The sequence below is a fragment of the Moritella sp. 36 genome (assembly GCF_018219415.1).
Taxonomy (GTDB): domain Bacteria; phylum Pseudomonadota; class Gammaproteobacteria; order Enterobacterales; family Moritellaceae; genus Moritella.
Window position 1 is genome coordinate 3,497,569 of the sequence record NZ_CP056120.1, and the last position, 21,443, is coordinate 3,519,011.

Annotated in this window: 16 protein-coding genes; 11 read left to right on the forward strand and 5 right to left on the reverse strand. The window is 41.1% G+C overall.

The window, feature by feature from the left end; all coding sequences use genetic code 11:
• The first annotated feature begins 169 nt into the window (after window positions 1-169).
• On the forward strand, window positions 170-2,167 hold the full coding sequence (locus tag HWV03_RS15440; RefSeq protein WP_211676711.1) for an SDR family oxidoreductase: 1,998 nt from the start codon (window positions 170-172) through the stop codon (window positions 2,165-2,167).
• Between the two features lie 126 nt (window positions 2,168-2,293).
• Window positions 2,294-2,740 (forward strand): GspH/FimT family pseudopilin, encoded by a 447-nt coding sequence (locus HWV03_RS15445; protein ID WP_211676712.1) that lies wholly within the window; start codon window positions 2,294-2,296, stop codon window positions 2,738-2,740.
• A 94-nt stretch (window positions 2,741-2,834) separates the two neighbouring features.
• Here the strand turns inward: HWV03_RS15445 and fadJ are convergent, their stop codons facing one another.
• Entirely contained in the window at window positions 2,835-4,967 is a 2,133-nt protein-coding gene (fadJ, locus tag HWV03_RS15450; protein ID WP_211676713.1) for a fatty acid oxidation complex subunit alpha FadJ, read from the reverse strand.
• On the reverse strand, window positions 4,967-6,277 hold the full coding sequence (gene fadI / locus HWV03_RS15455) for an acetyl-CoA C-acyltransferase FadI (protein WP_211676714.1): 1,311 nt from the start codon (window positions 6,275-6,277) through the stop codon (window positions 4,967-4,969). Before fadI ends, fadJ begins: the two co-directional genes overlap by 1 nt.
• A 354-nt stretch (window positions 6,278-6,631) precedes the next feature.
• On the opposite strand from fadI, the gene HWV03_RS15460 reads away from it, so the two are divergent.
• The 9 genes from HWV03_RS15460 (at window position 6,632) to HWV03_RS15500 (ending at window position 18,319) form a co-directional block, all read left to right on the forward strand.
• The gene (locus HWV03_RS15460) at window positions 6,632-7,588 is read left to right on the forward strand and encodes an AAA family ATPase (protein WP_211676715.1); all 957 of its coding nucleotides are present in this window, start codon (window positions 6,632-6,634) and stop codon (window positions 7,586-7,588) included.
• Window positions 7,589-7,601: 13 nt separating this feature from the next.
• Window positions 7,602-8,549 (forward strand): DUF58 domain-containing protein, encoded by a 948-nt coding sequence (locus HWV03_RS15465; RefSeq protein ID WP_211676716.1) that lies wholly within the window; start codon window positions 7,602-7,604, stop codon window positions 8,547-8,549.
• A 5-nt stretch (window positions 8,550-8,554) separates the two neighbouring features.
• A complete protein-coding gene (locus HWV03_RS15470; protein ID WP_211676717.1) occupies window positions 8,555-9,034 on the forward strand; it encodes a DUF4381 domain-containing protein in 480 nt (159 codons plus the stop codon).
• Window positions 9,034-10,008 carry a vWA domain-containing protein gene (locus tag HWV03_RS15475; protein WP_211676718.1) on the forward strand — a complete coding sequence of 325 codons (975 nt, stop codon included), beginning with the start codon at window positions 9,034-9,036 and terminating at the stop codon, window positions 10,006-10,008. The genes HWV03_RS15470 and HWV03_RS15475 overlap by 1 nt, the downstream gene beginning before the upstream one ends.
• Window positions 10,001-12,040, forward strand: coding sequence for a vWA domain-containing protein (locus HWV03_RS15480; protein WP_211676719.1), 2,040 nt, complete (start codon window positions 10,001-10,003; stop codon window positions 12,038-12,040). The genes HWV03_RS15475 and HWV03_RS15480 overlap by 8 nt, the downstream gene beginning before the upstream one ends.
• Window positions 12,034-13,755: a BatD family protein gene (locus HWV03_RS15485; RefSeq protein ID WP_211676720.1), complete on the forward strand. Its 1,722-nt coding sequence runs from the start codon at window positions 12,034-12,036 to the stop codon at window positions 13,753-13,755. The genes HWV03_RS15480 and HWV03_RS15485 overlap by 7 nt, the downstream gene beginning before the upstream one ends.
• A 331-nt stretch (window positions 13,756-14,086) precedes the next feature.
• Window positions 14,087-15,103, forward strand: a complete 1,017-nt coding sequence (fbp, locus tag HWV03_RS15490; protein WP_211676721.1) for a class 1 fructose-bisphosphatase — start codon at window positions 14,087-14,089, stop codon at window positions 15,101-15,103.
• A 570-nt stretch (window positions 15,104-15,673) separates the two neighbouring features.
• On the forward strand, window positions 15,674-16,912 hold the full coding sequence (locus HWV03_RS15495) for an outer membrane protein transport protein (protein WP_211676722.1): 1,239 nt from the start codon (window positions 15,674-15,676) through the stop codon (window positions 16,910-16,912).
• Between the two features lie 114 nt (window positions 16,913-17,026).
• Window positions 17,027-18,319 (forward strand): OmpP1/FadL family transporter, encoded by a 1,293-nt coding sequence (locus HWV03_RS15500; protein ID WP_211676723.1) that lies wholly within the window; start codon window positions 17,027-17,029, stop codon window positions 18,317-18,319.
• A gap of 40 nt (window positions 18,320-18,359) precedes the next feature.
• On the opposite strand, the gene HWV03_RS15505 is transcribed toward HWV03_RS15500, so the two are convergent.
• The 3 genes from HWV03_RS15505 to HWV03_RS15515 are packed head-to-tail and all read right to left on the reverse strand — an operon-like array spanning window position 18,360 to window position 21,389.
• Window positions 18,360-18,941: a histidine phosphatase family protein gene (locus HWV03_RS15505; protein WP_211676724.1), complete on the reverse strand. Its 582-nt coding sequence runs from the start codon at window positions 18,939-18,941 to the stop codon at window positions 18,360-18,362.
• Window positions 18,938-20,167 (reverse strand): glycosyltransferase family 4 protein, encoded by a 1,230-nt coding sequence (locus HWV03_RS15510; protein WP_211676725.1) that lies wholly within the window; start codon window positions 20,165-20,167, stop codon window positions 18,938-18,940. The genes HWV03_RS15505 and HWV03_RS15510 overlap by 4 nt, the downstream gene beginning before the upstream one ends.
• Complete coding sequence (locus HWV03_RS15515) at window positions 20,160-21,389, reverse strand: glycosyltransferase family 4 protein (protein WP_211676726.1); 1,230 nt, start codon at window positions 21,387-21,389, stop codon at window positions 20,160-20,162. The genes HWV03_RS15510 and HWV03_RS15515 overlap by 8 nt, the downstream gene beginning before the upstream one ends.
• Window positions 21,390-21,443: the final 54 nt, after the last annotated feature.

The window sequence follows — 21,443 nt, forward strand, 5'->3', positions numbered from 1 at the left end:
TTGTTGTTAGAAAAGTTAAATATCCAGTTACGTTAAGGGCACATCATTGACATTTATTTTCAAATCGATGATATTACTACTACATAAGTGATACACACTCATTGCTATAAAACCGAAAAGTCGTTTTTATTTAACAAAAAGCAAACACAGTTTAATTGAGGATAATGGAATGAAATACTTAGTTACCGGTGGTACAGGATTTATTGGTCGATTCTTAATTGAACGTCTAGTAGAAAGAGAAGATGCGTTAGTTTATGTATTAACTCGCCAAGGCTCAGAGCACAAGTTCAATGCATTAAAGGATCGAGTGCATAAAAGTGTTAAAAGTCGTATCAAAATGGTTACTGGTGATATCACTAAAGCGAATTTAGGGATTGATGAGCAATGGTTAGCAGAGCACACAGACCAAATTGATAATGTTTACCACCTTGCTGCAATCTACGACATGAAGGCCGATGCCGAATCACAAGAAACTGCGAATGTTGTAGGTACACGCAACGCTGTTGAAGCATCTGTAAATATGAAGGCAAAAAGCTTTCATCATGTAAGTTCTATTGCTGCAGCGGGCTTGTTCAATGGTACTTTCTACGAAGATATGTTTGAAGAAGCTGAAAATATGGAGAATCCGTATCTTCGCACCAAACATGTTTCTGAAAAAGTAGTTCGTGATGAATGTTCAATTCCTTTCCGTATTTATCGTCCAGGAATGGTTGTTGGTCACTCTAAAACAGGTGAAATCGATAAAGTAGATGGCCCATACTATTTCTTCAAACTATTGAAAAAGATCCGTGAGACAATTCCAACATGGATGCCAATGATCGGTGTTGAAGGCCGTCGTCTGAACATTGTCCCTGTCGACTATGTTGCAGATGCAATTGACTACATTAGTCACAAGGAAGAAGTGCACAGTAACTGCTTCCACCTTGTAGATCCAAAACCATTTAAAGTGGGTGAAGTACTTAATATCTTCGCTACAGCAGGTAACGCACCAAAAACGGCATTCCGAATTGATTCTAGAATCGCTAATTTCTTACCGGCTTCAGTTCGTCAAGCAATCACCCATTTACCAGCAGTAAAACAGCTTACTGAAGGGGTATTAAATGACCTTGGCATTCCAAAAGACGTATTGAACTTCCTTAACTACCCAACAAGCTTCGATGACCGTGAAACAGCACGTGCTCTAGAAGGTTCTAATATCAAAGTGCCTCGCTTAGACGCATACGCACCTGCGGTATGGGATTATTGGGAGCGTAACCTAAATGATGACCTAGTCAATGACATGACCCTGAAAGGTAATGTGAGTGGTAAAACAATTGTCATCACAGGTGCAAGCTCTGGTATTGGTGAAGCAACGGCATTAAAACTCGCACCAACAGGCGCTAAATTAATCCTTGTCGCACGTGATGTCACAAAACTAGAAGCAACACAGGCGCAAATCCAAGAGCTTGGTGGCGAAGCACACATCTATTCATGTGATATTTCAAACATGGAATCATGTGATGAATTAGTTAAGTCAGTGCTTGATGAACATAAATGTGTTGATGTATTAATCAATAACGCAGGTCGCTCAATCCGTCGTTCAATTGATTTATCATTTGACCGTTTCCACGATTACGAAAGAACGATGCAGTTAAACTACTTTGGCTCAATTCGTTTAATCATGGGCTTCTCGCCTAGCATGTTAGAACGTAAACAAGGGCATGTAATTAACATATCTTCAATTGGTGTGTTAACAAATGCGCCGCGTTTCTCTGCTTATGTTGCATCAAAAGCAGCACTTGATGCCTTTACGCGCTGTGCCGCATCAGAGTTCTCTGACCGTAACGTAAACATGACGACGATTAATATGCCGTTAGTGCGTACACCTATGATTGGTCCAACAAAAGTATATGACAATGTACCTACACTTGCACCGTCAGAAGCGGCTGATTTAATTGCTCAAGCAATTATTCGTAAGCCTAAACGCATCGCAACGAAAGTCGGTATTATGTCTGAAGTACTTTACTCACTGTTCCCTAAAGTAAGTGAGATCATCATGAACACCGGCTACCGTATGTTTAATGATTCTGCTGCTGCGAAGGGCAAAGAAGAAGACAAAGATAAACCGACACAAGCAAGTACCGAGCAAGTTGCATTTGCAGCTATCATGCGCGGTGTGCATTGGTAATCTAACCTGCCATAAACAGACTCTAATAAGATAATGTAAAGGGACCACTATATACTAAAAGTGGTCCCTTTTTTGATCCTTGTTATCATGTTAATCTATTGTTTTCTTTAACAAGGATGTGTAAGAATGAAAAAATCATTGGGTTTCACACTCATCGAATTAATGATCACAATCGCTATCTTTGCCATACTCATTGGCATTGGCGTTCCCAGTTACCAAAACACCATACAACAAAGCCGTATAGACGACGCGACCACATTAATTAATAGCGCACTTAGCTATGCTAAAAACACCGCAATTGCGCATAACCGTCCTCTGTATATGACAGCTGCAGATAATGTTCTTACCCTAGCAACGAGTACAGCTGAAATCGTTAATAGAACAACGATAGATACTGGCAGTGATTCAAACTTATCAGTTACAGGTCTCACCTCTGTCATTATCTTTCGCGCTAACGGCACTATCACGGCAGATAATACGATTCGTTACAATCCCGGTGGTAAAGGTATTAATATTACGGTCAGTGCTACTGGTGATACGACTGTTAATCCAATAACTGGTGATAGTCATTAATCTTGTATTAAATGGGTGTACTTAAAACAAAAAAGCGGCGTTAGATTTGCATCTAACGCCGCTTTTAAATTTAATAAGCTAATGCATCACGCAATTAGTTATAGAATTTTTTATCTTCTTTTGCCATTGCTATAAGCGATTCACACGGTGCAAAACGCTCACCGTATTTATCTTGATGACGCTCTAGCTTGTCAACAAGTTCAGCAATACCGATTGAATCCATATAATGGAATGGGCCGCCTAAGAAAGGAGGAAAGCCGATACCGAAGATTGCACCGATGTCACCATCACGCGCACTACGTAAGATACCTTCATCAAGACAACGTGCCGCTTCGTTTAGCATTAACAATACAGCACGTTCAGCAAGTGCTTTCGGATCCATTGTAGCTTCAGGTTTCAGGTTGAATAGCTTGTAGATTGATTCATCAACTTGCTTCTTACCTTTTTTCGCTTTTTTACCGTATAGATAGAAGCCTTTCTCGTTCTTACGACCTTTACGATCATCAGCCAATAGCTTATCGAACGCAGCAGGCGCTTCAAAACGGCTACCTAGCTCTTTCGTTAAGATTGGACCGATCTTAGCACCAACATCGATACCAACTTCATCAAGAAGTGTTACAGGACCAACTGGGAAACCAAAGTTAACTAATGCTTTATCAACGGCTTCAATAGGTTCTTGTTCTAAAATGATTCGTGCAGCTTCATTCATGTAAGGCGCAAGAATACGGTTTACATAAAAACCTGCTCCATCTTTAACTACGATAGGTGTTTTGCCTTGTTTACGGGCAAATTCAACTGTTGTAGAAATAGTTTGATCCGACGTACCTTCATGCGTAATGATCTCTGCAAGTGGCATTTTGTCCACAGGGCTGAAGTAATGCAGACCAATTACGTTTTCAGGACGCTTAGCTTCAGAAGCAATCTGAGTAATAGGCAAAGAAGACGTGTTTGATGCGAAAATAGTATTTTCGTTACAATTAGCTTCAATATCTGCCACCATTTGGTGCTTCAATTTAAGATCTTCAAATACAGCTTCAACAACAATATCAGCGCTCTTCACACCTGTGTACTCAGTTGTACCTGTGATCATAGCCAGTTGACTTTGCATGTCGGCTTTTGACATAAAGCGACGTTTAACTTTCTTGTTTAGAATGTCATACGTATATTTTTGTGCGTTAAGCAGACCTTGTGGTGCGATATCTTTAATACGTACAGGTACTTTCGCTTTTGTTGCAGTAACGTTAGCGATACCGCCACCCATTAAGCCGCCACCAAGTACGATTGCTTTTTTCACTTTCTTCGGTGCAACACCTTCAACACCATCTTCTTTCTTCATCTCTGTTGTAGCAAAGAAAATGCCACGCAGTGATGCTGATTCAGATGTCATTGCAAGCTCTGCAAAACGTTTTGCTTCAAGTTTTAAACCTGCTTCAAAACCTTTTTCTTGACCAACTTTAACCACTTCTAGAATTGCTTCTGGTGCAGGATAGTTGCCACGGGTTTTAGAAAGCGTTTGTTTTTTAGCTTGATCGAACATGATGTTACGACCAACTTTGTTTGTTTCTAATAGCTTACCAGTCAGATCTAGTGTTAGTTTACGCTGGATCTTACCTTTTTTCGCTAGCTTAACAGCCACTTCAAGAAGTACTGTTTCAGGCACTACATCGTCAACAAGACCCATTTTAAGCGCTTGTTTACCACGTACTTGTTTACCTGTTAACATCAAATCAAGAGACTTAGCCACACCAATTAGACGTGGTAGACGTTGTGTACCACCACTACCAGGTAATAGACCTAGCATCACTTCAGGTACACCTAATACTGTCTTTGTACTTTCTGTACAAACACGGATATGACAAGCAAGAGCAAGTTCTAAACCACCACCCAAACAAGGGCCGTGAATAGCTGCAACAACAGGAATATTTAATGATTCCAGTTCCCCCATAACACGGTGGCCTTCAAGTGATAACAGCTCTGCATCTGCAGCCGTTTCACACGCATCAATCATAGTCACGTCAGCACCAGCAACAAAGCTGTCTTTCTTGCCACTGATCAGTACTAGACCTTGTAGATCTGAATTTGATTTAATCTCTTTCATCAAATCAGAAATTTCATCAGCGAACTCTGCACGTAAAGTGTTCATCGTTTCGCCGGGTACGTCCATTGTTAGAACGCCAATCTTATCTTCACGGATCTCAAGTGAAAATGTTTTATCTTGCTGACTCATTACGCACTCTCCACAATCATTGCTACACCTAGACCACCAGCAGCACATGCCGCCGTTAACCCTAGACCACCACCACGACGTTTCAATTCATGCAATGTTTGCGTGATCATACGTGCGCCAGTCGCTGCAAATGGGTGACCATATGCAAGTGAACCACCCAGTACGTTAAACTTACTCTCATCGATATTAGCAACGCGCTCTGGACGACCTAATTTTTCCTGTGCAAACGTATCTGACTCTAAACATTTTAGGTTTGCTAATGTCTGTGCGGCAAATGCTTCATGCATATCAAATAGCGCTAAGTCGTCAAATTTAATACCTGCACGGTCTAACGCTTCAGGTATCGCATATGATGGACCAATTAGACCATCAACATCAGCAGGCACTGCAGCATAAGCATAACTGCGAATATAACCGAGTACTTCTAGACCAAGTTCTTTCGCGCGGCTTTCACTCATTAATAGTACCGCAGCAGCACCATCTGTTAGTGGCGTACTTGTTGCCGCAGTTACAGTACCGTGTTTACGGTCAAATGCAGGACGTAGTTTCGCGTAACCTTCAACTGTTGAATTTTTACGAATGTTGTTATCTTCAGAAATAAATGACTTCATCGGCTCAGGATAAGCCGTCATGACTTCATCTTTTAACTTACCTTCTTCCCAAGCTTTAGCGGCGAGAGAGTGAGAACGATGAGCAAGTTCATCCTGCGCTTGACGCGAGATGTTATAAGACTTAGCCATTTGTTCTGCTGTCTGCCCCATAGTCAAACCCGTACTGTACTCAGCAACCGCAGGTGCAACAGGCAGTAAATCTTTCAAGCTTAGTTGACGCGCAATTTTTAATTTATCGCTAGTCGTTTTTGCTTTGCTTAAGTTAATTAACTGATGAGCAAGCTTTTTAGATACGCCAATTGGCACTACTGAAGATGAATCTGCACCACCAGCAACACCACAGTCAATCGAACCAGCCATGATAGACTCGGTAACATTTGAAATAGCTTGGAAACTTGTCGCACATGCACGTGATACACTGTATGCATCGGTGCCGATGTCCATGCCAGTGCCTAATACGATTTCACGCGCAATGTTTGGCGCTTCAGGCATTTGAACAACTTGTCCAAATACAACTTGCTGAATAATTTTAGGGTCAATGTCGTTACGAGTAAGCATCTCATTAACAACCATTTTGCCTAAATCTAATGCTGGAACCCCATGAAACGCTGTTGCTTGTTTAGCAAACGGGGTACGTAATCCAGTGACCACCGCGATACGATCGCCGTTGCGGGTGGTTAGGCTTTGTGGTTTAGCCATCACTTATCCTCATTCCGTTAAGTAAAAAGAGGTCAGACCTCATAAAATTAAGTCAATATTAACCTTTTGGTCACAATATTCAAACATTAGTTTGAAAATTGAGTCTTTCATCTTAGATATGTGATCCAAAAGAAAATATCGTGTGAAAAAATAATGCTAAATAGTAGTCATATCAACCTAAAGACAAAACATCTGTAGATATATTACTCACCATCCGCACTATAAAATAGTCATTACCAGTAAAGTTCTGTAAAAACATTTTATAAAATCTTTATATAAAATAAGTTTGAACTTTTACAGTCAACGTATTGTCGGTAAAGTAGTGTTTATATTAACTTTATACGATAGATAATTATGCCAAAATCAAACTTTAATCAATTAAGAGGCTATCTTAACAGCCAAATTCTTGGGCAAGCAAAACTTGTCGACAATTTATTAATCGCGCTTCTAGCAGATGGTCACATCTTAGTAGAAGGTCCACCCGGATTGGCCAAGACTCGTGCAGTTAAAGCACTTGCCGATAGTTTAGAAGCCAACTTCCATCGTATTCAGTTTACACCCGACTTACTGCCTGCAGATTTAACAGGGACTGATATCTATCGCGCCGAAACCGGCACCTTTGATTTTCAACCCGGTCCTCTGTTCCACAATATTGTGCTTGCGGACGAGATTAACCGTGCACCTGCTAAGGTACAGTCTGCGCTGCTAGAAGCTATGGCCGAGCAGCAGATAACAGTTGGCAACAAAACCATGTTATTACCAAAGCTATTTATGGTAATGGCAACGCAGAACCCAATTGAGCAAGAAGGTACGTACCCATTACCCGAAGCACAGCTCGACCGTTTCATGCTACATCTAGAAATTGACTACCCAGATAAAGACACTGAATTACAAATTTTGCGTTTAACCACACAAGAAGCACAGCAAGACGCGCCCACACCAATTACAAAAATCAGTCAACAAGCGATCATGCAAGCGCGAGAAGAAGTACTTAATATTCACCTTGCACCAGCCCTCGAGCATTACCTTGTCGATTTGATTATGGCCACACGAAATCCTGATACCTTAGATTCTCAACTCGCCAGTTGGATCAACTTTGGTGCAAGTCCACGTGCGACGATCTCTCTTGCCCGTTGTGTACGTGCTCGCGCTTGGTTACACGGCCGTGATCATGTATTACCCGAAGATATCCAAACCTGCCTCTACCCTATCCTACGTCATCGCTTACTACTGAGCTTTGAAGCGGAAGCGGACGGCATTACTGCAAACCAAGTTATTGACCGTATCTTGTCATTAATTGCATTTTCGTAAACAGAGTTAGTCTATGTCAGCGATCGACGTTACGATAAAAGAGCTGCAACAATACAGCTACCAAACCAATAGCCTGTTAGCGAACAAAACTTTAGCCAAAGCACAACTTGCTGGTGGTCACCTTTCGCCAATCAAAGGCCGCGGTATGGAATTTAGTGAATGTCGTCAATACCAACCCGGTGATGATATTCGTAGTATTGATTGGCGTATTACCGCACGTACAGGTAAAACCTACAGCAAGTTATTCAGTGAAGAAAAAGAACGACCTGTTTATGTCTTACTTGACCTGTCATCAAGTATGTATTTTGGCAGTCAATATAGACTAAAGTCAGTGCAGGCCTGTCATCTGACTGCATTATTGGCGTGGGCAACAAAGCATAAAAGTGATCGTGTAGGCGGTATTATTATTGGGGCATTTGGTCATAAAGAACTAAAACCACAGCGTCAACAACGCGGTATTATGCAATTACTCAGTGAAACGGTGAGCTTACATAATTCACAACTGACTATGTCTCAAACCGAGCGTGTTGTTACGGCTAATGTCAATAATACAAATACCGAACCGAAAGAGTCTCTTGCCAGCGCTCTCACTCGCTTACGCTTACTGTGTAAAACTGGTAGCCATATTATGGTCATCAGCGATTTTCTTCATCTTGATGACAAAGCACAAAAGCAATTAGCATTATTAAAACGCCATAATGAAGTTGAAGCTTGGCAAATTTATGATCCTTTAGAACTCGCTCTTCCTAGCATCTCAGGTAATGTCCGACTCGCTGTATCAAATGGCCAACAACATGGTTTTGTTAACCCGAGTAACGCGAAGAGTCGTCAAAAATATCAACAACATGCAGACATTAAACAACAAGCATTAAGACAAATAATGAATCGATACGGAATTCGTCACCATAGGATCAGCAGTGGCGAGTCATTATTGAGTCAAATTAAAGGTAAGGGTAAATAAAGCGCATGGATCCGTTAGCACAATTAAAAGATATTCATTTACCAGCGCCAGTATCGACGTGGCCACTGTCACTGTATTGGTGGCTAGCTATTATCGCTGTATTGTTGATCATTGGATTGGCTATTTACGGTGTATTACGCTACATCGAAAAAACCAAATTAACCCGGTTAGCCCTAGCTGAACTAACAAAATTACAACAGCAAGGCTGTGAGGTAAACGACTTACACCACCTGCTTAAGCGTATTGTGTTAGCCAGTTTCCCACGTGAAACAACGGCCTCGTTACACGGTGAAGCATGGTTAAGTTTTCTCGACCAACAAGCGAGCTCAAACAAGCGACCCTTCACTGCGTTCTCAAATAATAGCACCGCATGGACACTCGATTTATATAGCGCTAAACCTAATGCAATCGCCGAATCCTTACACTTTAAAACTTGCCAAGACTGGATCAAGAGAACCCCACTTATGCCAGTGGAGAAACAGTAATGTTTGAATTTAATTGGCCATGGCTTTTATTATTATTGCCACTACCTCTGCTTATTCGCTTTTTTAGCCACGCGGGTCAAGCACAAACGCCATTAGTGCTACCTAATTTACCTTACATTGAAACAGCAACAGGCACGGCAACAAAAAATCCCCGTGCAATCTGGCCATTAGTCTTAATGTGGCTATGTTTAGTGATCGCCTCTGCACGTCCGATGTGGATTGGTGAACCACAGTCAATTCCACAGCAAGGTCGTGAAATGATGCTTGCCGTTGATCTATCAGGCTCTATGCAGATTGAAGATATGCAAATTAATAACCGCATGGTTGATCGTTTATCGCTGGTGAAAACAGTTGTAGCTGACTTTATTCAACAACGTAAAGGCGACCGCGTCGGTCTTATCTTCTTCGCCGATAATGCCTATTTACAAGCGCCACTCACTTTCGATTTGAAAACAGTGAGTGACTATATGCAGCAAGCCGTACTCGGCCTTGTTGGTGAACAAACTGCGATTGGTGAAGGGATTGGCTTAGCGCTAAAACGTTTTGATGCGGCTGATAACCCCCAAAAAGTATTGATATTACTCACCGATGGTCAGAATACCGCCGGTGAAGTAAAACCCCTTGAAGCCGCTAAATTCGCGCAAGATCAAGGTGTTAAAATTTATACGATTGGCGTCGGCGCTGATGCCTATTATCAACGCACCTTATTCGGTAATCGAAAAGTAGATCCTTCACACGATCTCGATGAAGCCACCTTAAAGACAATTGCAGCACAAACTGGTGGCCAATACTTTCGAGCGCGCGATGCAAGTAGCTTAACCGCTATCTATGCCGAACTTGATAAACTTGAACCGGTAGAACAAGCACAACAACAATTTAGACCGCAAACAGATCTATTTCATTGGCCATTAGCAATCGCATTATTATTGTCCATTTTCGCCTGCTATCTACGTCAAGGAGCTAGTCATGACTGATTTTATGTTATTACGCCCATTATGGTTACTGGCGTTATTACCGCTCATAGTCCTTGCTTGGTACTTCCGTAAAAACAGCCAAACTAAAGGCTGGCATACAATGCTTTCACCTGAGATCGCACAGTTCTTATTAGCGCAGCATCAACCAACAACAAAATCCAAGCATTTCTTTATACCATTAGCCAGTATTTGGGTACTCGCCACAATTGCATTATCAGGCCCAAGCTTTAGCTATACAGAGCGTCCTGTGGCAAGTATTTCTCAAGCCAAAGTCATGATATTAGATATGTCACTATCAATGCGTGCCACAGACCTTAAGCCAAATCGCCTAGCGCAACTTCGCTTTAAAAGCACAGACATTATTAATAGCATTAAAGAAGGGGAAATAGGTTTGGTTGCTTATGCAGGTGATGCATTTGTTATCTCACCATTAACGACGGACACAAGCACCTTATTGAACTTATTACCAAATTTATCTCCTGAAATTATGCCTGTAAAAGGCTCTAAGCCAGAAGCTGGTATTCGTCAGGCAATCGAGTTACTCACCAACGCAGGTTATCAGCAAGGACAAATATTACTGGTGACCGACGGTATTAGTCCAACGCAAGCAGATAGTATCAATGCATTATTAACAAACACGGATTACAGTTTATCGATTCTTGGTATCGGTACCGCTCAAGGTGCTCCGATTAAAATGCTGAATGGTCAGTTACTTAAAAACAACCAAGGCACAATCGTCGTACCTCAGCTGAATGCCCGTTTATTGAAAGACACGGCACAATCGAATTCAGGGCAAGTGCAAGTGATAACCCACGGAAGCCAACAGCTAACGGACTTATTTAATCATCCGCTCAATTTTCAAAATAACCAAAAGACGGAGTTAACGACAGAACAGCGTAATGATGATGGTATTTGGCTACTGCCTTTAATCGCCTTATTAGCGGCATTCAGTTTTCGTAAGCAGTTATTTTTCAGTTTCTTCTTGGTTTTCTTGCTACAGCCTGAATCGAGCTACGCGGCCGAGACCTCGATATGGAACAACAGCAACGAAAATGGTGCATTGCTGTATCAAGATAAGCAATACCAGCAAGCTGCAGATACTTTCTCTGACGAGAAATGGCAGGCCAGCGCATTATATGAAGCGGGAGAATACCAACAAGCTATCGATCTGTGGTCGAATAATCCAAGCAGTGATTCCTATTATAATCAAGGTAATGCCTTAATGAAGCTCGGTAATATTGATGACGCTACTAAAGCCTACGAACAAGCGCTAAAATTGGATCCTGAAAATAACGATGCAAAAAGTAACTTAGCACTTGCTAAGCAAATAAAACAACAACAGAAACAACAGCAAGGTGATAAAGGCAAAGACAGTCAAAGCCAGCAAGACAGTCAGAGCCAGCAAGACAGTCAGAGCCAGCAAGACAGTCAGAGCCAGCAAGACAGTCAGAGCCAACAAGACAGTCAAAGCCAGCAAGACAGTCAAAGACAGCAAGACAGTCAAAGCCAACAAGACAGTCAAAGCCAACAAGACAGTCAAAGCCAACAAGACAGTCAAAGCCAACAAGACAGTCAAAGCCAGCAAGACAGTCAAAGCCAACAAGACAGTCAAAGCCAACAAGACAGTCAAAGCCAACAAGACAGTCAAAGCCAGCAAGACAGTCAAAGCCAGCAAGACAGTCAAAGCCAGCAAGACAGTCAAAGCCAGCAAGACAGTCAAAGCCAGCAAGACAGTCAAAGCCAGCAAGACAGTCAAAGCCAGCAAGACAGCCAAAGCCAGCAAGACAGCCAAGATAAAGCGGGTGTAGTTGGACAAGATGAAACCGACGAGAATTCGGATGAAGGTAATGCCCAAGGACTGTCGGCAGCACAACAGACGCCATTAGAAAAAGAACAACAAAAGCGCCTACAAAAATGGCTACGGAATATTCCCGATGATCCTTCTTTGTTATTAAGAAATAAAATGTATATAGAAAGTCAGCAACGTAAAGCTGAATCAAATCAGCAAAATAGTTCGGAGCAAATATGGTAAAGGCAATTCAGACACATCGCCGTTTTTCAACATTCTCACTAATGGCAAATTTTCTCATTCTTGCAGGCTTGTTATTTACATTTAGCTTTCAGGCTAATGCAGCACTAAAAATAACAGCATCCGTCAATCAGAACCCAATTGTACAAGGGAGCAGTTTTATCCTTGAAATCCGTGCCAATGAAAGTATTAGCGCCAGTGACTGGGATAATTCTGCATTATTGGCTAATTTTGTCGTGGGTAGAACATCGATCAATAGTCAAAGCAGTTATTTCAATGGCAAGACAACACATGTAACAACTCTGACAACCGTATTAATGGCTCGAAATATTGGTGCTTATACCATTCCAGCCTTTACGATTGATGGCGCTACAACAAAACCAATTAAAGTAAATGTCATCTCATCGGCGACTGCAAATAGCCGTGGTATCAATAACCGTAATATCGAATTAAAAGTAAATATCTCGGAGAAAAACATTTATGTTAGTCAGCAGTTTATCTATACCGCAACCTTATATATTGCCCAAAATACCAAGATGCAATCTGGCAACCTCATCGAACCAACAGTGGCAGACGGCGTAGTAAAACAAATAGGTAAAGATGAAAATGCCAGTCAAATAATTAATGGCAAACGCTTTGAAACAATTACACGTCAATATGCCATTACCATCAATACAGCAGGAGCAAGCACGATTACTCCAGCTCGATTTGAAGGACAAGTGAGTACCTCAAAGCGTGGCTACCGGTTTGGATCTGTAACGCCAGTAATTATCCAGGCTGACACTCTAGATGTAAATATACAGGCACAACCAAAAGACTATAAAGGCGAATGGCTAGTCAGTGACTTTGTTCAACTCGACGAAGAGCTACAACCATCGCAAGAGAACTATCAACAAGGTGAACCAATAACCCGAACGGTCACACTAACTGTTGCGAATGTAGATAAGTCAGCGCTACCCGTCTTAACAGTTAATTGGCCACAAACCGTCAAGGTCTACCCGGATAAACCACAGTTGACGAGCTTTGCACAACAAAACAGTTACTTCGCGCAACAGGTATTAAGTTTTGCCATTATTCCCAATCAACTTGGTGAACTAACATTACCAGAAATATCAGTGCCTTGGTTTAATAGTAAAACACAGCAACAAGAATGGGCGACGCTACCCGCTAAAACAGTGACCATACTACCGAGTGAGAATAATGTAGCGAATCAAAACGACCAAGCTCCACTTGTGGCACCTAACAGTAATAATCAGGAAAATATACAAAGCCTATCGACATCACCAGTATGGCGTTGGTTAACCTTTATTTTTGCAGGGTTGTGGATATTAACCTGTGTCGCTTGGTTACTCTTACGTAAGCGCAACCAAAAAGCGCCTAGCCCCGAAATAACCATTGCAACTAAAACAGATAATATTTGGCCGCAATTACAAACCGCACTAAAGAATAATGATGCTAACCAAAGTAGTCACTTATTGCATCAGTGGTTCAAACAACGTTGGCCTGAAATCAAGGACCCACAGCTAACCTCACTGCCGATGAATAAAGAATGCCTGCAAGCTTGCCAAGATCTATTTACGTTTACTTACGGTAACAACGCTGAAATAACGAATTGGAATGGACAAGTATTATTAGCACAATTAACCAAACTTAAAGGCTCGAAAAACACCATAACAAAAAAACAACAACCCGAGATAAAAACCCAGCTTAATCCATAGGTTTCACTGAAAAAAGACAAGTTTGGCGCTTAAACATAGCGCCAACTTCGTTTAAGAAAATAACAACACGCCCATAAAGTTCGTTTTCGAACATATAAAACCCGCCAACTAATGCTCGAACATTAAGCAATATATCTCAAGTATGAAAATTAAAGATTCATATGAGCATTTAGCCCTTTCAAATGAAAGCATGCCAGTATTAACTGAAAGTTAACAAGTGAATTTACAAATTACATACATTTATCTACTGTCCACACTAGATCTCCACCTTAAAAAAGCGCAAAATAGCAGTAGCTATCGGATTTAATTATTGCTTTATTAAGGAATTGGAATGTCAATACATAAAACACTTGGTGAATTCATCATTGAAAATCAATCTGATTTTCCACATGCAAAAGGTGAATTAACAGCATTATTAAGTGCAATTAAACTTGCTGCTAAAATTGTAAACCGCGAGATCAATAAAGCAGGCCTAGTTGACATAACAGGTGCAAGTGGCATTGAAAATATCCAAGGCGAAGAGCAACAAAAATTAGACATGTATGCGAACGAAGTATTTAAAAATGCTTTGATTGCACGTGGTGAAGTTTGTGGTATTGCTTCTGAAGAAGAAGATCATTATGTATTTTTCGACAACCAAAACAGCCGTAACGCTAACTATGTAGTATTAATGGACCCACTAGACGGTTCATCAAACATCGATGTTAATGTATCAGTTGGTACTATTTTCTCTATTTACCGTCGTGTATCACCTGTTGGTGGTCCAGTTTCAATGGATGACTTCTTACAAGTTGGCCGTAAACAAGTTGCAGCGGGTTATGTGGTATATGGTTCATCAACTATGCTGGTATTTACAACCGGTAACGGTGTTCATGGCTTCACTTATGATCCATCAATTGGCGTATTCTGTTTATCTCACGAATCATTAACCTTCCCTAAATCTGGTAAAATCTATTCGATCAATGAAGGTAACTACAGCAAATTCCCACTTGGTGTAAAGAAATACATTAAATATTGCCAAGAAGAAGACGACGCAACAAACCGTCCTTATACTTCACGTTACATTGGTTCTCTCGTATCTGATTTCCACCGTAACCTGCTTAAGGGTGGTATCTACATTTACCCACAAACAGCACAAGCACCAACAGGTAAACTACGCTTATTATACGAGTGCAATCCAATGGCTTTTCTTGCTGAACAAGCGGGTGCACTAGCGACAGATGGTTATACACCAATCCTAGATCTTAAGCCTACAGAGTTACACCAACGTGTGCCTTTCTTTACAGGTTCTGTGGACATGATGGATACAGCACACCAGTTCATGCAAGAGCATAAAGAAGAAGCGTAATTTAAGCCTCTTTAACTACTGCTTTAAGCCACGTTATCTTCTATTCGAGAAGGTGACGTGGCTTTTTTTTGTTATAAGGCTTTGATGTATACCCAAATAACTTGGCTGTATTATAAACAACAACATAATAAAATGTGACAGACGTGACACTTACAAAAGAATTGTCTCAAAAAAGATTGACACCGTTATTTGATGTAGATCACAGTTTTAAACATTCATTTTGACTTGATCACTATAAGAACAACTACTCTAAATAATTTGGTAGCGATAACAATTTAATAACAATATGCACATGTAAAAATAAGTCCATATTTATCAACAACTTAAACAAATGCCGACCCACCACTATTTTTTCAATTAAACGTCAAGCCTTAATAACCAAACATTACACACTGTGATTATTCTTAATTACAAAGCATGAACAAGCAGTTACTATTTATTCATACTATCGACAGCTGGTCGGACCTTGATACTTAAAGGATAAACAAAAGGAACTTTGTTTTTCTATTCAAAGATCTAAACCAGTCACGAGTTAAACAAAATAAAACTTATAAAGATGAGTAATTAACTATGTCTAAATTTAAAAAAACAACGCTTGCTACAGCCCTACTGCTTGTCACTGCACAATCTTCTGCGGCAGGCTTCCAAGTAAGCGAACATTCAGCATCTGGTCTTGGACGAGCTTTTGCTGGTGAAGCAGCCGTTGCTGATAACGCATCAGTAATTGCACGTAACCCCGCTGCAATGTCACTTTTCGATAAAGCTGAAATTTCAGTTGTTGGTTCTTACATCGTGCCAAACGCGGATATTACTGGGACTAATGACCCTGTTGCAAGCAATCCATCACGCCTAGATTCAAACGACATCATTAATGATGCTTTTGTTCCTGCAATGTATTACGTTCAACCAATCAATGACACAGTGGCTGTCGGTCTAGCTATGTTTTCTGGCTATGGCATGGTCTCGGAGCATGAAGATGACTACGCGGTAGGCGCTGGCGCTGGTACTACGGATCTCCTTACGTTCAGTATCAACCCAAATGTATCTTTTAAGGCCACTGATGAATTAAGCTTAGGTTTAGGTGTTAGCGCTGTATATGCAAAAGCGACTCTAGAACGTAACTACGGTGACCTTCAATATAACCCACGTTATGGCTCTGATACTTCAGCAAATTCACAACTTTTCCTGCTTGAAGGCGATGCATGGGGCTATGGCTGGAACGCTGGTGCACTATATGAGCTTAACGAAAATAATCGCATTGGTTTAGCGTACCGCTCACAAGTTGATATTGAATTCGAAGGCGACTTCACAGGCGCAACAAGTGGTGGTAAAAAAATTCAAACGACTTTAGAAATCCCGTTACCTGCCACAGCTGAAATATCTGGTTACCACAAGCTAACACCAAAAATTGCCGTCACTTATAGCGCACTTTGGACGCAATGGAGCAAATTCACTGAACTTGAAGCATTAAGTAACCAATGTGTTGCTGGTGAATGTTTCAAAAAAGAAGAGCATTACGATGACAACATGCGTTACGCTGTCGGTACTGAATATTATGTTGGTAACACAACGTTACGTGCAGGTTTCGCATTTGATGAGCAAGCGGGTGAAACGACGCTGAGTATCCCAGATACAGATCGTTACTGGTACACTATCGGTGCAACTTACGAACTAGAACAAGACTTAAGTTTTGACTTCGCACTAGCTTATATCTATACGAAAGAAATTGAATTCTCTGAATACGGTTATACTTTCGAAGGTCAAGGTGATGCAATCATTGCTTCAGCACAAGCAAACTACCGTTTCTAAGCGTATTTAGATAAGTAACTTAATACTTAAATATAGTAATAAAAATAGCGTCTTATGGCGCTATTTTTATTTTCGACTAACCTTAAAATAAAACATCATTTTAAGGGTATAAATATGATAAAACGTTGTAGCCGTGATGCATCTATCGCCTACCTAAGTGCTCTCCTTAGCTTCATATCTTATTACAGCCCTTCGACTTATGCTGCATCATATCAATCTTCAACAACCTCAGCCATCGAACTCAGCAATGCAGGCGCAGGCACTGCAGCAGACTCTACTAACCTAGCAAATATAGCCGTTAACCCCGCGATCATCGCTGCATTTTCATCTCCGAGTATGGCTATCGCTGGTATCTTAGTTCAATCTAAAAAAGACATTACTGGTGAATACTATTCCAATGGTGATCCTGAAGCATTGGATAACGCTGGAATCAGTGATAATTATATCGCCCCTTCTGGCTACTTTGCCTTTCCCATTAATGATAAATGGTCATTTGGGTTTGCTACTTTTTCTAATTATAACGTCCGTAACAACTATGATACTGAATATCCCGTAGGTCTTCTTGCTGGGCGGCGCTCTTTATTCACCTATGAAATCAGCCCAAATATAGCCCTCAAATTAACTGATTATTTTTATGTAGGTGCGGGTGTAAGCGCTATTTATGGTAACTATCAATTAACAACAAACTATGGCTCACAAAATACCAATAATCCAAGTCAGATTTATCAAGATTATAATGGTACGGGTATCGGTTTTAGGTTTAATATCGGCATACTTTATCAACTAAACACACACCACAAGTTTGGACTATCCTATCGCTCTGAAAGTGACATTGAAACAGAAGGTACATTTACCACATTGGCGGGTAATAATGATTTAGTATTTCAAGATACGACAACGCTAACGATGGCAATTCCGAGTGAGCTAACATTTTCAGGATTTCACCTACTTGATCCGCGACTGTCAGTACAGTATTCATTAGCTTGGTATGGATGGGAAAGCCTAGATTCCATTTCAGTATCACATCCAAATTGTCCTGCTAACTCGGGGTTTAATCGACCACAAGGTCAATGCTTGATAGAGTCTGTTAACGCAAAAGATGGTTGGAAAGTTGCATTCGCCATTAACTATAAATTAAATGATGTTGTCTGGTTACGAAGTGGGATGTCAACTGAAAAGTCAACAGAAAGCGCAACCTTCTCGATACCTTTTGATAAAAAAACAAACTTCAGCTTTGGGCTATCCTATTATGCAAGTCGCTCGTTAAGTTTCGATATCGGCCTTACGTATGCAAAATATGAATCCACGCGAATTAAAGATACTGTTGGCCAAGATAGCTTCGATGTAAGTACAGAAGGCAATAGTACTATGTTTGGCTTTCAACTAAATTACCAATTAATAGATTAATACTATGAATTCCCTACTACTTCACACCACGTAAAGAAGGTTATAACGGAATATTAAGCTCAACAATAGACCAACGCCCGCGATCAAAGCAAAAGTGTTGAGCGCAGTGGTAATCCATTTTATGCGGTGCTTTTCCTAACATGTTCCAATTCGTCGCGAGCGCATATATCGCACGGATAACACCTTTATGACTGACGCAGCCTATATAGTGTTCTTCGTTATCAATAGCCAGTGACTCAACCCAAGTACTTACTCGCGCAGCAACCAACCTTGGCGACTCTGCATTCTGCGGCTGTAGATCTAACCCTAGCGCTTCTTGTTTCGCAAAATAACTTGGATCTTGGGATCTTAGTTGTTGTAAGGTTTTACCTTCCCACTCACCCCAACTCATTTCGATCAAAGCCATTTCCGTCTGTGCTTCAATGCAGAGCAATTCGGCCGTTTGCTGGGCTCTTAACAGCGGGCTATGAAACCACCGCAACGATGAAAAATTTGACGGTAACTGATAAGCGCTAATTTGTTGCTTCCCCGCTTCATTCAACGGAATATCTGTACGCCCCTGTAAACGCCGTTCACAGTTCCATTGCGTTTGCCCATGACGGATAAAATAAACGTGGATCATATATTATCCAACGGATTTGATATCGCACCTTGGATAACACAATTAAGCTGCCGGGCACTGGCCTCAATAGAATGATGCTGAGTAACGTATTGCTTCGCCGCGTGTTTCATGGTTTCCAATTTTTCATTATTTTTCAGTAAACAGTCAATTGTTACTGACATTTCTTGCGCATTATACGCATCTACCAAAATGCCTGTGACCTTATTATTCACAATTGAGCTCACGCCCCCCTGATCACCTGCAACAACTGCAACACCCGCTTGCTGAGCTTCTAAGAAGATCATGCCAAGCGCTTCATTTATCGCAGGCCAAACGAGTAATTCGAAATGCGGTAATAATTGTCGTATTTGGCTGTTTTCAAGTGCACCTGAAAACTTGACTTGCCTGTGCCGAACAAAAAGAGTTCGAATTTCTTCTTCCATCATTCCATCACCAATAATCAATAACTGGTAAGGCTGTTGTAATAAATTGACCACTGAACTTAACTGCTGATAAGAATGGTACTTATCACCACTGCGCATCATCGCGATTGTGATAAGCCAAGGTAAGTGACTATCTAAACCGTATTTAACAGCGATGCCTTCTCGCGTTAAAGTCGCAGTTAATTTTCCGCTATCTTTATTTATCCGAGAATGCTCATTATTTACATAAGAACCGTCATGATGAACAGGAAAATCATCGATAAAAGCATTAAGTGACACAAGTGGAGAATGACATTTTTTCTGTCGCAGAGAATAAAATTCAACAAGTGCGATTTTATCTCTTGGGTTAATACAGATGACTTTGCTCGCTAGTTTTAATCCTGTAGCCACTTGCTGGTGATACAAAGCCCAGCCCCCTTTGGCACGTTTCTCTGCCCATGAAGCTTCAGCCACAATATAAGGGATATCAAGCGCCTGACAAATGATTGGGCCAATTAAGTCTGGTGCTTTGTAATAGAGGTGATAACTAAACCAAGCGTGCGGTCTAAAACCTTGCTTGTTCCAGCGCCGCATAATTCTAGTCGCTTCTTTTTTAGCTATCATAATCAAGCGTTGCTGACGATAACTGTCACCTCGCTTATCAAAGGTACGCAACTGACTCGCAAGTTCAACATGATAACCGCCCTGCTCCAATGCACGTATAAATAAACGCGCTATTTCGCGGTCACCCGAGGGTATCGGATGTAAAGGCGATTTAAGCGGCGCATAAAATGCGATGCCTGTTTTTACACTTGTATCAGTCACGGCTATCAAAAAGCTTTTCTAATTGGTCAATACCAATTTTAACATCAAAGCGTCGGTGAAGTTGCTTCTGTCCCTCTAACCCTAGACGTTCTCGTTTTTCACCATCTCGTAATAAATCATCTAATGCAGATGCTAACTGATCAACATTATTCGACTCAACGAGTACGCCATTTTCACCGCTATCAATCAGCTCAGGGATACCTGAAATATCCGTCGCCAGACAACATACAGACTGGCTTTGTGCTTCCATCAACACATTCGGCATCCCATCTCTGTCACCATCGGCAACAATCTTACTCGCCAATACAAATAAGTCACTTTTACGGTAAGCTTCAAGTACCGTTAATTGTGGCTGTGCGCCTTGCCACTCAATATGTTTATCAATACCTAACGCTTTAGCCTGCTGTCGCAGACTCTTTAAAATACCGCCTCCGCCAATATGCGTTAACTGCCAATGTAAATCCTTTGGCAACTTAGCTAACGCATTAAGTAAATCATCGTAACCCTTCTTCGGAACCGCTCGACCAACACTGATAATTTTAACCGGGTTGTCAGCCGAACTACCGTTAACATTGGCGCGAGATAGACGCTCTACATGTTGAAAACGGGTAAAGTCTAAACCGTGATAAACCAAATGAACCTTACTTGGATCTTGAGCAAGGGATTGTAAGTACTGATGGTTTGCGGCGGTACACGTAGACAACCATTGTAACTCTGTCAGCTTTTCGGCAAGATCCCACTCTTCTGATGTCCAAATATCTTTGGCATGTGCAGAGCACGACCAAGGCAGATCATTAATTAATGCGGCATAGCGTGTTACCGATGCTGGCGTATGTAAAAAATGCGCATACATTTGCTCGATACCGTCTGGCATTTCGGCTGCAAGTACGATGCCTTGACCAAAGCGACGAACCCGTCCACGGCTAGTATCACGCTTAATATCTTGAATAAACTGCTTAACAACTTTGGTTAATGAATAGCGTTTGACGACATGAAAAAACGCTTTTAGTACCCGTAATGGTTCAACATGTAAGTATTCAGGTAAATATAATACATCCGCTTCAATCTGTTGGTGAATAGGATGCGTGCTGGTATCTGTCGGATGACGTAATGAAACTAATGTAATATCAAACCCACGTAACTCTAATGCGCGAATTTCTTGAGCGATAAATGTTTCAGAGAGGCGTGGATAACCTTTAAGTACTAATGCAATTTTTTTCACTACTGACTTACCTTAAACTTTGATAATTAAAACGTGATGAGACGTCATAAAAAC

Coding starts and splice junctions, on each gene's coding strand:
- HWV03_RS15440 (WP_211676711.1), top strand. CDS start 170: ATGAAATACTTAGTTACCGGTGGTACAGGATTTATTGGTCGATTCTTA.
- HWV03_RS15445 (WP_211676712.1), top strand. CDS start 2,294: ATGAAAAAATCATTGGGTTTCACACTCATCGAATTAATGATCACAATC.
- fadJ (WP_211676713.1), bottom strand. CDS start 4,967: ATGAGTCAGCAAGATAAAACATTTTCACTTGAGATCCGTGAAGATAAG.
- fadI (WP_211676714.1), bottom strand. CDS start 6,277: ATGGCTAAACCACAAAGCCTAACCACCCGCAACGGCGATCGTATCGCG.
- HWV03_RS15460 (WP_211676715.1), top strand. CDS start 6,632: ATGCCAAAATCAAACTTTAATCAATTAAGAGGCTATCTTAACAGCCAA.
- HWV03_RS15465 (WP_211676716.1), top strand. CDS start 7,602: ATGTCAGCGATCGACGTTACGATAAAAGAGCTGCAACAATACAGCTAC.
- HWV03_RS15470 (WP_211676717.1), top strand. CDS start 8,555: ATGGATCCGTTAGCACAATTAAAAGATATTCATTTACCAGCGCCAGTA.
- HWV03_RS15475 (WP_211676718.1), top strand. CDS start 9,034: ATGTTTGAATTTAATTGGCCATGGCTTTTATTATTATTGCCACTACCT.
- HWV03_RS15480 (WP_211676719.1), top strand. CDS start 10,001: ATGACTGATTTTATGTTATTACGCCCATTATGGTTACTGGCGTTATTA.
- HWV03_RS15485 (WP_211676720.1), top strand. CDS start 12,034: ATGGTAAAGGCAATTCAGACACATCGCCGTTTTTCAACATTCTCACTA.
- fbp (WP_211676721.1), top strand. CDS start 14,087: ATGTCAATACATAAAACACTTGGTGAATTCATCATTGAAAATCAATCT.
- HWV03_RS15495 (WP_211676722.1), top strand. CDS start 15,674: ATGTCTAAATTTAAAAAAACAACGCTTGCTACAGCCCTACTGCTTGTC.
- HWV03_RS15500 (WP_211676723.1), top strand. CDS start 17,027: ATGATAAAACGTTGTAGCCGTGATGCATCTATCGCCTACCTAAGTGCT.
- HWV03_RS15505 (WP_211676724.1), bottom strand. CDS start 18,941: ATGATCCACGTTTATTTTATCCGTCATGGGCAAACGCAATGGAACTGT.